Source organism: Pulveribacter sp. (genome assembly GCF_032079985.1).
Classification (GTDB): Bacteria; Pseudomonadota; Gammaproteobacteria; order Burkholderiales; family Burkholderiaceae_C; genus Melaminivora.
On record NZ_DAMATK010000011.1, the window covers coordinates 1 to 14,214 of the forward strand.

The following is a 14,214-nucleotide window of genomic DNA, read 5'->3' on the forward strand; positions in this document are numbered from 1 at the left end:
TATTGGGCCTCAGGTTTGAGGCTCAGAGGTGTCTAGAAAACCCGGGGCGATTCAATCAATGAACCCGGATCTCATCAAACTTGGAAGCGCCGCACAAGCGTTGGGCGGCGCGCTCGGCGTGGGTCTGCTGGTGGGGCTGGAGCGCGGCTGGCGTGACCGCGATTTGCCCGAGGGTGGTCGCGTCGCCGGGCTGCGCACATTCGCCCTCATCGGCTTGCTGGGCGGACTTCTCGCACTGCTCTCCTCCACTCCCGGTCTCCTCCTTGCCGCCGGCCTGATCGGCATCGTCCTGCTGTTCGCAGTCTCTTTCCGGCGTGCATCGGAGGCCGCCGGCACCCTCAGCATCACGACCGCTGTCGCAGCAATGGCCACCTTCTGTCTAGGCGCTTTGGCCGCAAGCGGTCAGGCCATCCTCGCCGTGGGGGCGGCCGTGGTCGTCGCGTTGCTGCTCGATCTGAAACCAGTGCTGCACCGCTGGCTGCGCCTGATCCAGCCGGCCGAACTGAATGCCTTCCTGCAAATGGGCGTGCTCAGCGCCGTGGTGCTGCCGCTGCTCCCGGACCGGGGCTATGGGCCCTACGCTGCCCTCAACCCCTACCAGCTGTGGTTCGCAGTGGTCCTGATCGCGGGGCTGTCGCTGCTCGGCCACGTGGCGGTGCGGCTCAGGGGGGAGCAACAGGGGCTGCTCTGGACGGGACTGCTGGGGGGCCTTGCGTCTTCCACCGCTGCGACGCTGGCGCTTGCTCGGACCGCAAGGAACCAACCAGGCTGGCATGTGCCCGTAGCGGCGGCGATCGTCGCTGCCTGCGGCGTGATGTTCCTGCGTATGGCCGTGGTCGTCGCCGTCCTGCAGCCCAGCCTCGTGCCTCGCATGGGCCTGTTCCTGGTGCTGCTCGCCGCGGCGGCGTTCCTCTTTGCGGGATGGCAATGGCGCCGCCGGCAAGCCAGCGGTCCGGCCACGCAGCCGGCCTCGCGCCGCGTCTTCGACCTACCCACGGCGCTCGGATTCGGCGTCGTGCTCGGAGTGGTAGCAGTGGCTGCCAGGGCCGCGCGCGAGGCCCTTGGCACGGCCGGCATGTACGCCGTCGCATTCGTCTCCGGTCTGGCTGACGTGGATGCCATCCTGGTCTCGAGCGTGCAGATGCTGGCGCAGGGCGACCTCCCGGCTGCCACTACTGCCATCGCCACTCTACTTGCCGTGTCTGCCAACATGCTCACCAAGGCGACCCTCGCCTGGACCATTGCCGGCCGCGCGGTGGGTGTCCGCGTGGCGGCGGGCTACGTGGTGGTAGCCCTTGTCGGCTTGGCGGCGGCAGCTTTCCAGGCGCGCTGACCACTATTCCGCGGACGGCTGCGCCACTATGCTTGCTGCTTGGCCGCTTAGTTCGGGCCGCCCTTCAGGTCCTCATCGCGGGTAAGCGGCGCGCCTGGCGCAGACGTTTCTCCCGAGATACCCATCGCTCCAGCGTCGCTACCGGACCGCTCAGCCCGACGGGGCACACGGACCCTGGTCCGGTCCCGCCCAATCGTCACGTACTCGTATTCCTTCGATTCAGCCGGGGACGCTTGAGCCTGCGATTGCAGGTCGGGCGAGCCGGATCGTTCGGCCGGGCGGTCGAGGTGCGTCTTGATGCGTTCCCTACCGATATACACGTAGCGGTGCTGATGCGGCTCGGAAGCCGCCGACTCCTGCAGCTGCCTGGGCTGGGGGTCGGGACCACCGTGTGACAGGGTAGCTTGGGCGAACGCACTTGCGGAGAATGTGAACAGGGCAACGGCGAGGATGTTGGCGGAAGTCATGGAAAGCTCCTTGGATTACGGTTTGTATATTGCAAAAAATATACTTGGCGGGCTTGTGACCAGCAGCTGTGCCCGCCCCCGGAACGACATATTCGGGCTTACCACCGTGGGAAGGTCAAGCGGCTTCAACTCCGCTCGGTTGTTTGTGGCGCCGTTCGATGCGTAGTCACGGACGACAGCAGTTCCTGCATCCGTCTACGCTCCGCAGGAGTCGGCCACGCGGTGTCCCCTGGGGCAACCTCCAAATTGAAATGCCCCTCGCCGTCGAAGCGAACGAGCCCATAGGACTCGTTGACCACCGCCCCCGGCTCTCCGTCGGCCTGGAGCCGGACATACCAGTCCGCCAGGCGCAGCGTACGGTCCGCCAACATCGGTGCCAAGGCCTGACCCCGGGCGAGCGCCACATACAGCACGTGCGGCAAGGCATGCACCTCGCCCTCCTCGTCCAGCAGGAACACGTAGGAGGCATATTCGCCCTCCACTTCGCCCATTCCGCGGCCGGAAGCATCTTCAGTGGTGTAAACGGGAGCAAATCCGCTGCCCGGCTGGCGGAAGTTCGTGGTTTGCCCTTGGTACACGCGTGCCGCGACCCACTGCACGCCTCCCGCATAGGCATAGGCGCGCAAATCGAACTTCATGGACTGCGATCTTCCCTCGTTCGGAATGACGCGCTCGCCGGGAGGCACAAAGGCCTGTGCCACATAGGCTCCCGCCATGATCTCCTCCCAGACTCGACGCGTGACCTTGTCGCCCCGGTACGCAGCGCGGCTACCGAAGCCCGCCGCTGGCTTGAAGAACAGGCTCCGGCGCGCCGCCCACAGCCGGTCGCCATGCGCTGCATCGACCACTTCGGTGCGCGGCACGTTCGCCAGCAGCACCTGCCGGTCGTCATCGGCAACGCCCAAGGCCCGCAGCGCAGCTTCGTCACTGAACAACGCCAGACGGCGTTTGTCGGCGTAGAGCGCGTGTGCCTGGGGATGGGGCGTGAGAACTGCCGCCTGCTCTTGCCACGCCTGCCGCAACACGGCGTTGGCAGGCAGATCCAGATAGAAATCCGTGACTCGGTTGTAAACCACGTCTATGGCCAGCTCGCCGTGCCAGAGCCTGCCGTGGCGGCATGCCAGTTCGGACGGATCGGCAATGACGGCCTGCAGTCCATGGCGCTCGAACAACTGTCGAAATAGCAGGAATTCTGGATACAGGTATTGCTGCTGCGGTGCCTCGTCCACGATCGCGATTGAGGCCAGCGGCCGAGAGTTGCCCGCCAGTCGCCATTCACGGCGAAACATATCCACCAGCCGCTGTTCGAACGTTGTGACGCTGGCGCCGTCGGGCGCCATTGCCTGTACAGCCTGGCAGCAGCTGCGCTGAGCGCGAGCCAGCACCGCATTCAGCATCGCGCCACCCGCGTTCGTGTTGATTTCGATCAGGCCGAGACGGTCCTGATCCAGATGGAAGTCATAGCCGAAGAACACACCCTGCGCGCCACCTGCGCCAATGTGCGCAATGGCTGGGGCATCCGCCAGAACCTGTTCCCGGTACGCCGGGAGTGCCACTACCGCCTCAATGGCTCGCACGACGTGCGCCATTCGATCCAGCGGGGGCCGCGCCACAAAGACTGGTTGCGCGGCAAACAGGTAGGGGCATCGCTCCCTCACCAGCTGCGACAAGCTCGGGGAACCGAGTTCAGCATCGAGCGCGGCCGCCAGCGCCGCTGGATCCAGGCTCAGGCAGAAGCAATCGCGGTTGAGCCGCTCGAAGGGGGTCAGTTCGCAGTTTGATGTGTGGTGCATTGAGAAAGAGGGTCTAAGCAGTCGATGAAATGGGTAGAACGCCTCAATATTGAGCTCGTCCCACGCTCGCAGTTCGCGCCAGGTGTCCAGAGCGACTAGACGGTCGCCGTCAGCGGCACCGCAAGCTCCCCCAAGCCATCAGCCCCCGTGCAGCCAAGCCCAACTCGTCACGAAGAAACAGCCTGGGCTTGCGATGCGCGCCACGCGCATGATGAATTGACCGGTGCAGGCTGAAATAAGAGTCTTGATCCGGCTATCCCGACACGTTGCCCACTCGCGCACGAACGGCGTGGGCCACTTCGCCCATTACGTCGATGCCGTTGCTCGGGTGCGGCAGCGTATTGCAGGTCACCACGCTGGCCGCGCCGGCGTCCTCAAGCAGCTGCATTGCATCCGGGGCGAACACCGCATGCACGCCGATGCACACTGGATCGTTCTTGAACACCGATCGCACCTGCCGCACAGCCACTGCCATCGTGCGTGCACTGGAGATGATGTCGTCGATCAGCACAGGACGGCGGCCTGCGTATGTCTCGACCTGGGGAACGCTGATTTCGACACTACGGTCACCGAGCCTGCGCTTGGACAGAACAATGAATGGACAGCCGACGCGAGCAGCGACGTCGCTGGCCCACTGCTCGCTTTCTGAATCCGGGCCAACGACCACCGGCTCTGGGACGTGGGCGGCCACCCAGCGTGCGATCGCGGGTGCACTGGCCACGTTCTCGGCCGGAATCGAGTACACCTCGTCGAGAGAGGCGCGGCGATGCAGGTGCGGATCGACCGTCACCATCCAATCGAACGCCTGCGACAAGAAGCGCGCGAAGGTGACGGAAGTTACGGCCTCGCCTGGCTGGAAGCGCTTGTCCTGGCGCATGTAGGGCAGGTAGGGAGCAACAATACCGACCCGACTGGCGCCCTGTTCACGGGCGGTCTGCGCCAGGTACCACAGGCGCAGCGCCTGCGGATCGGGGTCGCGCAGGGATGCCACGATCACAACGTCTTTGCCGGAGAGATCATCGTGCAGTCGCAGGTAGGACTCGCCGTCGGGGAAGTGGCGCGCCTCCACTCGGCCGACCGGGGCCTGCAGGTGCATCGCGAGGTCGGCCGCCGCTTGCTCGGCGCCAGGTGCAGGAAGGATGATCATGCTCATGCTATTTCCCCGATGGTGACCAGCCCCTGCTGGCGGTTTGCATAGACCTGCGCGTACTCCAGATCTCCGGTGGTCTGTGCATGAACGTGGAACAGCGGCTGGCCGCGCGCGATCCGATCCCCGAGCTTCACTTCCAGCGTGATGCCTGCGGCCGGCGCCCCTGGCGCTCCTGCCAGCTTGGCAACCATCGCCAGCTTGCGGTTGTCGACGGCGGTAACCACGCCCGCTGCACCGGCAAGGTACGGTCGCACGTGCGGCGCCACGGGCGGCTGACGCAGGCCACCCTGTGCCTCGCAGATGGCAACAAACTGGGTCCAGGCCTGCCCGCTGTCCAGCGCCTGCTGCGCAAGCGCATAGCCCGCACCGGGGCCGGCTTTTCCGCCCATCTCCAGAATGTGCCCGGCAAGCAGCAGCGCCCGCTCGCGCAGATCCGCCGGAGCCGCAGAGTCCCTTTGCAGGACTGCGAGCACATCCCGCGCCTCGAGGGCGGGACCGACGCCTCGACCGACAGGCTGCGTACCGTCAGTACGGACGACACGCAATTGCAAGCCTATCGCCTCGCCGACATGCTCCAGGAGGCCGCCCAGTTCATCTGCCGCTTCATCGGATCGGACCTTGGCTGTAGGGCCGACCGGAATATCGATCAGCACGCGCTCCGACCCCGCCGCTGCCTTTTTAGACAACACAGAGGCGACCAGTTGCGCGGTGCCATCCAGGTCCAGCGGACGCGAGACACGAATCAACACGTCGTCCGCTGGGCTCAGCTGCACGGAGCCTCCCCAGACGATGCAACCGCCAACCTTCTCGACCACCCGGCGCATGGCCTGCAGATCCAGGTTGACTGGTGCCAGCGTTTCCATGGCGTCCGCGGTACCCGCCGGAGAGGTAATCGCCCGGGAAGACGTCTTGGGCATGACCAAACCGCAGGCGGTGACGATGGCCACCACCAGCGGCGTCGTCCGGTTGCCCGGCAGCCCTCCGACGCAATGCTTGTCCATCACCGGCGAGAACTGCCAGGAAAGCCGCTCACCGACGTCGATCATGGCGCGCGTGAGGGCGACCGTCTCGTCGCGCGACATCCGGCCACCCGCGCAGGCGGTGACGAAGGACGCCAGGTGCAGGTCGGACAGCCGGCCGGCCGCCACATCCTGCATGATGACTTTGAGCTTCTCGTAGTCCAGCGGCGCACCATAGGTCTTGCCGCGGATATGCCGCTCCGATTCCAGTACCGGGGGATGGCGGATGGCGAGCATCTCGCCCCCTGAAAGGCCGAGAACCCGCCAGGCAGGCTCCGACAAGCCAGCTTCTCCGTGGCCTAGCCAGTCAGCGGCCACGTGGTGCACAGTGGCGATGACCGTTCGACCTTCCCATTCGATCTCCACGCGCGTCTGGGCCTCGAACCCTTCCGAACGGCAGATTTCGCAGTCGACCCGCATGTAGACAACCGGCGATTGGTAAGTGAGGATGCCCGCGCGGCGTGCGATCAGCCCCGCGGCGTCCGGCAGATGGGCAGCCAGCGCGTTCATCCCAGCTCCACGGCTTGCATATGCTCCGGGACAGTGCATGCCCAGCCATGCTGTTCCTCGATGGCGAGGCGCAAGCTGTCGGCAGCGACAGACTCGCCGTGGGTGACAAACACCCGCTTGGGCGGCTGTGGAATCCGTCCCACCCAGCGCAGCAGCTCCTCTCGGTCGGCATGTGCGGACAAGGCACCGAGGCTTGCGACTTCCGCGCGCACAGGAACGTAGTCGCCGTGAATCTTGATCTGCTTTGCGCCGCCCACGAGCGCCGCGCCACGTGTCCCGGCAGCTTGGTAGCCGGCCAGCAGGATAATGTTGCGAGGATTCGGTGCCATCGCCTTCAGGTGGTGCACCACGCGCCCGCCGGTGGCCATGCCGCTTGCCGAAATGATGACGGCGGGATAGCGCATATCGTTCAGCTTGCGCGACTCCTCCACAGAGTTCACCACCTTGGCTGCGGTGCACATCATCCGGCACTGGTCGGGCGTCAGCCGGTGCTGCGAACGGTGTTTGTGGTACAGCTCCGTCGTATCGGCGGCCATCGGGCTATTAAGGAAGGCTGGCAGGTCGGGAATGCGGCCTTCGCGCTTCAGGGTGGCGAGCACGTACATGAGTGACTGCGCTCGTCCGACCGCAAAGGCGGGGACGATGACCACTCCTCCGCGCGCTGCAGTGCGGTTGATCACCTCTGCAAAAGCAGTAGCGGGATCTTCCTTCTCATGCGATCGGTCGCCATAGGTCGATTCCATGACGACGTAGTCCGCCGCAGGCGGTGCCTGCGGCGGCCGCATGACAACGTCCTCGTCGCGCCCAAGGTCGCCCGAAAACAGCAACGACCCTGAACCCCACTGCACATGAACGCTGGCGGCACCAAGGATGTGGCCGGCGAGCGAAAAACGCATTCGCAGCCCCTCGACCGGCTCGAACTCGGCGTCAAACTGCTGAGGCTGGAACAGGCGCAGGGTCTTGCGCGCGTCCTGTTCCGTGTAAAGCGGCAGGGCCGGACTGTGCTTCGAGAAACCGCGACGATTGGCATAAAGCGCATCTTCCTCCTGCAGGTGCCCCGAATCCGGTAGCAGCAACGCGCAGAGGTCGCGCGTCGCTTCGGTGCAAAACACAGGGCCGCTGAACCCCTGGCGCGCCAGTGCGGGCAGGTAACCACTATGGTCGATGTGCGCGTGGGTCAGCACGACGGCATCGATCGTTTCAGGCTGCAGCGGGAAGACATCCCAGTTGCGCAGCCGCAACTGCTTGAGGCCCTGGAACAGTCCGCAGTCGACCAGCACGCGCTTGCCGCCGTGCTCCAGCAGGTATTTCGATCCCGTGACAGTGCCTGCGGCACCCAGGAAAGTAATTCGCATATCGTTCCTTTCGATCAGTAAGAACTCATGATGATCCGGGGATCGCCGCTACCTCGGACAGCCTGCAATTCCGGCGCGTCGAGCAGCCGTTCCACTTCGAGACCAGCCGCTTCCGATGCGGCGGAAACCGCGTGGGCCCATGTCGTTCGGTTCGCGAACAGCATGCCTGCAACGTCCAGCGTCCCGCCGCGGCTCACGTACCCGAGCACGCGAGTCGTTTGCGCGCCGGTGTCAAGGGGACGCAGCAAACCAACCAGAGTTTCCGGACGCGTATGCGTGAGGAAGATGCGCACATCCTGCGTCGCAGGGAAAAGTGCGTCGGTCGCTGTACTCTGGTGCGCAGCCTCGCGGGCGTCCCGAGCGACGCGGAAACGCCCGGGCTCGATGATGTAGTTCACTGCAGCCGCGACGCCGCGCTGCTCCAGCCTTTCGGCGGCCTTGAGAGCCTCACCCAGCTGGTAAGCACCGACAGCAGTGAACAGAATTCGTGCCTGGGGTGCGGGTCGGATGCACAGGGCGCCATCACGCACCAAACGCGCAGCTTCCTGGGCTGAGAACCAGACCGGCAACACCCTCTTCGGCACCACCATCGTCCAGAACTGGCCGCGCGTCTGGTACGCGGCTTGCAAGGCCGCCTGTGCCGTGTTCCAGTCGGGCGGGTACAGGACGCGGGAGACGTCGCTCATCTCGCCCTGCAGCGTCTCGCCGAACGAAGGATCCTGGTGTGACTGCTCGTTCTTGCCGTTCTCCCACGTGTGGGAAGTAGCCACCGTCACCACCGACAACCAGCCGGGGGGACGCCCTGCATCCGCAAGTTGGCGGGCAAACAGGATTTCCTGCCGAAGAGCGCCCAGCATCTTGGCGGCGAAGGCTTCATAGGAAACGACCAGGTTGAGCCCCCCCTTGTTGGCGAGGGCCGCACTAACCACAGCCTCCTCGTTGAGGGCAGTGACCACGGAGCCGCTGATTGACTCGGCCACGCCCTGCTCCGGCGTCACGACGCGGTGCTTGAGCAGATCGAGCGTGCGGCCCATGCGGTTGCTGCGCAGCTCGTCCGGGTTCCCAACCCGCACCCGCAGTTGCGGATTGGCGGCCACCAGCGCCGTGAACGCCTGGTCGATCCCCTCCATCGGCGAGTATTCGCGCTCACCGGGCGCGAGCGACGCAAGAGCTGGAAGAGACGGAACTGGCACGTTGCGTGTGGCGAAGGCGTGATCCCGTTCGCGCACCCGGCGCTGCTCATCATGCCGATTGAGAACCGCTGCGGCGGAGGTTAGGTCTTCGCGTGAGACCCACAACGCCTTCGACCCTTCTTCGAAGAGCGCGCGAGCCCCCGCGTCAACGCGGGGGTTGGCACCGAGCGGAAGGTTGTGCGCATCGTTGGAACCCGCGCCGGGAAAGCCGTAGCCTTTCGGGGCTTCCGCAATGGTGTAGTGCAACGGTACCGGGTAGCCGCCGGTACCCGTGCGGATGGCCTCGGTGCAGGCATCGAGTCGATCCTCCATGGTGAAGATCGCCCAGGCGAAAGCGGCCGGGTCGGTGCCATCGATCTCGATCGGGTCGAAGCCGTTCAGGCGCAGGTGGTCTTTCAGCCACTGCACGCCGCCTTGCTGCTGTAGGGTGCTGCGTTGCTCGATGCGGCGACCATTGAGGATCATGATCGGCGCCACATGGCCGCTGTCCTCGGCGCGCCACCAGCGGGGCGCCCAGTCGCTGCCCCGTTGCTCCTCGAAAGCGCCGTCGCTCAGGAAGGCCACCAGCCGCTCGCCCGGCAGCGGGATGTGGACGTACTGCAGCTCGGCGAACCCGAGATACCCGCCCTCGGAGATGCCACCGGCTGTATTGGCGTTGACATGACTGCCAAGCGGGGATTCCGGCCGCCCATCGGGCCCGATGGAATAGGAATAGAAATCGCCGACGAAACGCGTCAGGCCGGAATCGCTCAAGTCGTATCGCTGCGCCTGGATTGGCAGCATGTTGCCCACCAGCAGGTTGACCGCCTCGACGCCGGCGACGCTGTGGCCCTGCCCCATGATCCAGCCCCGCGTATGGCCGGTCAACGAGTTCGCCGCCAGGTAGCCGGCGTAGGCAGGCACCATGTTGAGCGACCCACCGGTATGACCCTCAGGCGTTTGCTTGTACTCGTCGGGTTGCAGAGCGGCACCGTCCCACCGCACCCGCTGGGCGTAGGTCATGTGCACTGTCAGCCACATGGCCGCCGATGCGAGGCGGTCTGCGGCGCGCAGGAGGCGATAAACGTCGGATGGCGAAGCAGCCCGGCCCTGCGCCACCAGCAGCTGCGCCAGCTCGAAGATGCGCAACTGTGTCTGTGGTGAGTGCTGGATCACACCGTATCCGGCGGCCCACTGCGCGAACTCCGCGTCGGCCTCGCGGTGGAGGCGGGCTCGGTGCGTGGTCAGGTGTTTCTGGTGGGCATCATGCATATACGTCGTTTTCCTTTCGTTTAACAGTCAAGGCCGTTGTCGGCGCACCCGGTGCGCGAAGGCTCATGGCCAGGAAAAACGAGACGTACGTACAGCGTTGATCCCTCGCCGATCTGGGTGAGCATGGCTGTTTGCCCCCTGCGCGAGCGCCCGCCGGCGTGTTGCTCGCGATCGGAATAATCATGAATCCGTCTTTCGTTGGTGCTGTCAGTGCAGATTAATGGCGTAAACCCCCATCCACTTGATCTACATCAAACGGAATCCGATGCAGGGCTGTAGATGACAGATTTGTAATCCAGCCGCGCGGGGCAGTAAATATGCTTCCCGCTAGCAAGTGCCCTTCCCACTACATACTTTAAAGGACTCAAAATGCGTTCGCCAATCAACGTTCGAGTTTCACTGCTCAGGCCTCTATTGGGCGTCGGTCTTGCCTTAGCTGCAGCGTCCGCCATGAGCGCGCCCACGGGAATCGTCTACACCGCCAACGAGCGCGACGGCTCGATCACCCGAGTACAGCTGGAAACCGGGGTCAAGCAAACAACTAAGGTTGAGATAACGCCGCACAACGTGCAGGTCAGCCCCGACGGCAAGCGCCTGCTGGCAGTAGGCGTTTCCAGTCATGACGGACATGGTGCCGCAGGAGCAACCTCCAAGGGAAAACTGCTGGTAATGGAGACCTCCGGTGCCAGTGACCGTGTACTCATTGACGCGGGCGATCATCCCGCCCACGTAGTGACCGACGCGAGCGGAGGGCGCGCGTTCGTTTCCGACTCCGGGTCGAATGTTGTCCATGTGATCGACCTGGCCAGCAAGCGCAGCGTCGGCCAAATACCCACCGACAAGTACCCACATGGATTGCGACTGAGCCCCAACGGCAAGGATCTTTACGTAGCGAACATGCGCGGCGGTACGGTATCCGTCATCGACGTTGGCACGCTCAAGGAAACAGCAAGAATTTCTGTAGGCAAAGGGCCGGTCCAGGTCGGCTTCTCGACCGACGGGACGATGGCCTTTGTCTCGCTGAGCGCGGAGAACAGCCTGGGCATCATCGACACCGCCAAAGGCCGCCTGGTGAAGAAGGTCCCGGTGGGCTCCACCCCCATCCAGATGTACGCCACGCCAGACACGCGCAACGTCTACGTAGCGAACCAGGGCAGCGCCACCAAGCCGGCGGATACCGTGTCTGTGGTCGACCCGCAGGCTGGCAAGGTCGTTGCGACCATCAAGACCGACAAGGGCGCCCATGGTGTCGCCATCAGCAAGGATGGACGCTATGTGTTCGTCACTAATATTGAAGCGGGGACGCTGTCGATCATTGACACGACCAGCAATAAAGTGGTGGCGACGCACCGCGTGGGCGCTGGGCCGAACGGAGTCACATACCTCGAGTAGCATCAGCATGAGACCGCGCGCCTGCTGCTGGCCTGATGGTGCGCGGGCGCGCCGGCGGGGATGACCGCGGCACACAGAAAGCCCAATAAAGGAACACGCGATGCAGAAGGAAAGTACTTTGCCCGGACGGCCCGGCGAAGATCATGCGCACGATCACGCTCATCATCAGCACGGCCCGGCCCACGCGGCAGGTACCGCACTGAAGGACCCCGTGTGCGGCATGGCGGTGACCGCGAATTCGGCCCACCACTCCCACCATGGGGGAGATGAGTACTACTTCTGTAGCGCCAGATGCAAGGGCAAGTTCGATGCGGGACCTGCGAGCTACATTGCCGCGGGACCCGGCAGCGTACCAGTGCCTGATTCCCCGCCCGCCGCTGAGGGAACAATCTACACCTGCCCGATGCATCCCGAGATCCGCCAGGATCATCCGGGCAGCTGCCCGATCTGCGGCATGGGGCTCGAGCTGCTCATGCCAAGCCTGGAGGACGATGACAACCCGGAGCTGAAAGACTTCTCCCGCCGTTTCTGGTGGACGCTGCCCCTCACATTGATCGTCGCCGTGCTGGCCATGTTCGGCCACCGCCTCGGCTGGTTCGACATGGCCACGCAAAGCTGGATCGAACTGGTTCTCTCCCTGCCCATTGTGCTGTGGGGGGGCTTGCCCTTCTTCGTGCGTGGCTGGCAATCCGTTGTCAACCGCAGCCCCAACATGTGGACGCTTATCGGCCTGGGCACCGGCGCGGCATTCCTGTACAGCCTGGTCGCCACCGTGGCCCCCGGCGTGTTCCCGCCGGAGTTCACCGACATGGGGCGCGTGGCCGTGTATTACGAAGCGGCCGCCGTGATCATTTCGCTCACGCTGCTCGGTCAGATGCTGGAGCTAAAAGCGCGCTCGCAGACCTCAGCGGCCATCAAGTCGCTGCTGGGCCTGGCGCCCAAGACAGCACGGGTCATTCGTCCCGACGGCACGGAGGAGGATGTCCCGCTTTCGAACGTGCACCTCGGCGACCTGCTGCGCGTGCGGCCCGGCGAGAAGGTGCCGGTGGACGGCGTGGTGGTAGATGGCAGCAGCTCGGTGGACGAATCCATGCTGACAGGCGAACCCATGCCCGTATCGAAACGGCCGGGCGACAAGCTGATCGGCGCCACCCTGAACACGGCCGGAGCCCTGACGCTGCGCGCGGAGAAGGTGGGCTCGGCCACCGTGCTGTCGCAAATCGTACAGCTGGTGGCCCAGGCGCAGCGCTCGCGCGCACCCATGCAGCGCATGGCCGACCTGGTGGCGGGTTACTTCGTGCTCGGTGTCATCGCCATTGCAGTGACGACGCTGATTGTCTGGGGCTTTTTCGGGCCGCAACCGAGCTGGGTCTACGGGTTCATCAATGCCGTTGCGGTGCTGATCATCGCCTGCCCTTGCGCCCTCGGCCTGGCCACTCCGATGTCCATCATGGTCGCCACCGGCCGCGGAGCGACCCAAGGCGTGCTGTTCCGCGACGCAGCGGCGATCGAGAACTTCCGCAAGATCGACACGCTGATCGTGGACAAGACGGGCACCCTCACGGAAGGACGCCCAACCTTCGAGAAGGCGATAGCAGCCGCAGGCTTTAGCGACGCAGACGTGCTGCGCCTGGCCGCCAGCCTGGATCAAGGCAGCGAACATCCACTGGCCGCAGCGATCGTGCAGGCAGCATTGGAGCAGGGTCTAACGCTCTCGGCTGTGACTGACTTCGAGTCAGGCTCCGGCATCGGCGTGACTGGCCGCGTCGAAGGTCAGTCCTTGAGGCTCGGCAACACGGCTCTGATGGAGCAGGCCGGCATCGACAGCAGCAGCCTGAGACGCGAGTCCGAAGACCTGCGGGGGCAAGGGGCCAGCGTCATGTATCTCGCGGTGGACGGCCGTTTCGCTGGCTTGCTGGCGGTTTCTGACCCTGTAAAAGCGAGCACGCCGGAGGCGCTGCAGGCGCTGCACGCCGCCGGCATTCGCGTGATCATGGCCACGGGGGACGGTGTCACAACGGCCCGAGCTGTTGCCAAGCGGCTCGGCATCGACGAAGTGCACGGCGAGGTCAAGCCGGCAGACAAGCTGACGCTCGTTGAGCGGTTACAGGCCGAAGGCAGGGTCGTCGGTATGGCCGGCGACGGCATCAACGATGCGCCGGCGCTGGCGAAGGCCGACGTCGGCATCGCGATGGGCACCGGCACCGACGTCGCCATGAACAGCGCGCAGGTGACGCTGGTAAAGGGCGACCTGCGCGGCATCTCGATCGCGCGTCGGCTCTCGCAGGACACGGTCGCCAACATGAAGCAGAACCTGCTGTTCGCCTTCCTCTACAACGCGATGGGCGTGCCGGTGGCGGCCGGCGTTCTCTATCCGCTGACCGGCTGGCTTCTGTCACCCTTGATTGCCGCACTGGCAATGAGCCTGAGTTCGGCTTCTGTGGTGTTCAACGCGTTGCGCCTTCGACGGAAAGGCTGACGCGAGGAGTCGAAGTGAGGAGCCAGTGGGTGGAATACCGCGAGCTACGTCGGGATGAGTACCTGTTGACAGTTTCAATTCTTTTTAGCCTCCAGCGCTTATCCAGCAAGCGCTAGCAGCTATCAATTTGTCAACATCGCACTGCCTGCGTAGCGCGGTGCCTTTTCGTGGTCAGCGCCCGTTGTCGTGCTCGGGCAGCTGGCTAGTTTGGCTTTTGGGTCTACCCCGGCAGACAAGCGGGCAGGCATGCGGCCAGCCGCTTACTTTGCTCG

Annotated in this window: 9 protein-coding genes and 1 pseudogene; 4 read left to right on the top strand and 6 right to left on the bottom strand. The window is 64.7% G+C overall.

Annotation, left to right across the window (positions count from 1 at the left end; genetic code table 11):
• Positions 1-58: 58 nt before the first annotated feature.
• Positions 59-1,333, top strand: coding sequence for an MgtC/SapB family protein (locus RT282_RS16525; RefSeq protein WP_313316058.1), 1,275 nt, complete (start codon positions 59-61; stop codon positions 1,331-1,333).
• Between the two features lie 47 nt (positions 1,334-1,380).
• Here RT282_RS16525 and RT282_RS16530 read toward each other — a convergent pair whose 3' ends face one another.
• From RT282_RS16530 to RT282_RS16555, 6 genes are all read right to left on the bottom strand, one after another.
• On the bottom strand, positions 1,381-1,800 hold the full coding sequence (locus RT282_RS16530) for a hypothetical protein (protein WP_313316060.1): 420 nt from the start codon (positions 1,798-1,800) through the stop codon (positions 1,381-1,383).
• A 125-nt stretch (positions 1,801-1,925) separates the two neighbouring features.
• On the bottom strand, positions 1,926-3,593 hold the full coding sequence (locus tag RT282_RS16535) for a hypothetical protein (RefSeq protein ID WP_313316062.1): 1,668 nt from the start codon (positions 3,591-3,593) through the stop codon (positions 1,926-1,928).
• Positions 3,594-3,846: 253 nt separating this feature from the next.
• The gene (locus RT282_RS16540) at positions 3,847-4,746 is read right to left on the bottom strand and encodes a ribose-phosphate pyrophosphokinase (RefSeq protein WP_313316064.1); all 900 of its coding nucleotides are present in this window, start codon (positions 4,744-4,746) and stop codon (positions 3,847-3,849) included.
• On the bottom strand, positions 4,743-6,272 hold the full coding sequence (locus tag RT282_RS16545) for a thymidine phosphorylase family protein (protein ID WP_313316065.1): 1,530 nt from the start codon (positions 6,270-6,272) through the stop codon (positions 4,743-4,745). The genes RT282_RS16540 and RT282_RS16545 overlap by 4 nt, the downstream gene beginning before the upstream one ends.
• Positions 6,269-7,627, bottom strand: coding sequence for an MBL fold metallo-hydrolase (locus RT282_RS16550; RefSeq protein ID WP_313316066.1), 1,359 nt, complete (start codon positions 7,625-7,627; stop codon positions 6,269-6,271). Before RT282_RS16550 ends, RT282_RS16545 begins: the two co-directional genes overlap by 4 nt.
• A gap of 14 nt (positions 7,628-7,641) precedes the next feature.
• Positions 7,642-10,071: a xylulose 5-phosphate 3-epimerase gene (locus tag RT282_RS16555; protein ID WP_313316068.1), complete on the bottom strand. Its 2,430-nt coding sequence runs from the start codon at positions 10,069-10,071 to the stop codon at positions 7,642-7,644.
• A gap of 450 nt (positions 10,072-10,521) precedes the next feature.
• Here RT282_RS16555 and RT282_RS16560 point away from each other — a divergent pair, with 450 nt between their 5' ends.
• The 3 genes and pseudogenes from RT282_RS16560 to RT282_RS17275 all read left to right on the top strand — a co-directional run.
• The gene (locus tag RT282_RS16560; protein WP_008905326.1) at positions 10,522-11,463 is read left to right on the top strand and encodes a cytochrome D1 domain-containing protein; all 942 of its coding nucleotides are present in this window, start codon (positions 10,522-10,524) and stop codon (positions 11,461-11,463) included.
• A gap of 100 nt (positions 11,464-11,563) precedes the next feature.
• Entirely contained in the window at positions 11,564-13,942 is a 2,379-nt protein-coding gene (locus tag RT282_RS16565) for a heavy metal translocating P-type ATPase (RefSeq protein WP_313316069.1), read from the top strand.
• 165 nt (positions 13,943-14,107) lie between these two features.
• Positions 14,108-14,203: pseudogene (locus RT282_RS17275) on the top strand (hypothetical protein); the annotation flags it as partial.
• Between the last annotated feature and the right edge of the window lie 11 nt (positions 14,204-14,214).

Bases quoted from the DNA above. Each gene is read 5' to 3' on its own strand.
- RT282_RS16525 (WP_313316058.1), top strand. From the start codon at position 59: ATGAACCCGGATCTCATCAAACTTGGAAGCGCCGCACAAGCGTTGGGC.
- RT282_RS16530 (WP_313316060.1), bottom strand. From the start codon at position 1,800: ATGACTTCCGCCAACATCCTCGCCGTTGCCCTGTTCACATTCTCCGCA.
- RT282_RS16535 (WP_313316062.1), bottom strand. From the start codon at position 3,593: ATGCACCACACATCAAACTGCGAACTGACCCCCTTCGAGCGGCTCAAC.
- RT282_RS16540 (WP_313316064.1), bottom strand. From the start codon at position 4,746: ATGAGCATGATCATCCTTCCTGCACCTGGCGCCGAGCAAGCGGCGGCC.
- RT282_RS16545 (WP_313316065.1), bottom strand. From the start codon at position 6,272: ATGAACGCGCTGGCTGCCCATCTGCCGGACGCCGCGGGGCTGATCGCA.
- RT282_RS16550 (WP_313316066.1), bottom strand. From the start codon at position 7,627: ATGCGAATTACTTTCCTGGGTGCCGCAGGCACTGTCACGGGATCGAAA.
- RT282_RS16555 (WP_313316068.1), bottom strand. From the start codon at position 10,071: ATGCATGATGCCCACCAGAAACACCTGACCACGCACCGAGCCCGCCTC.
- RT282_RS16560 (WP_008905326.1), top strand. From the start codon at position 10,522: ATGAGCGCGCCCACGGGAATCGTCTACACCGCCAACGAGCGCGACGGC.
- RT282_RS16565 (WP_313316069.1), top strand. From the start codon at position 11,564: ATGCAGAAGGAAAGTACTTTGCCCGGACGGCCCGGCGAAGATCATGCG.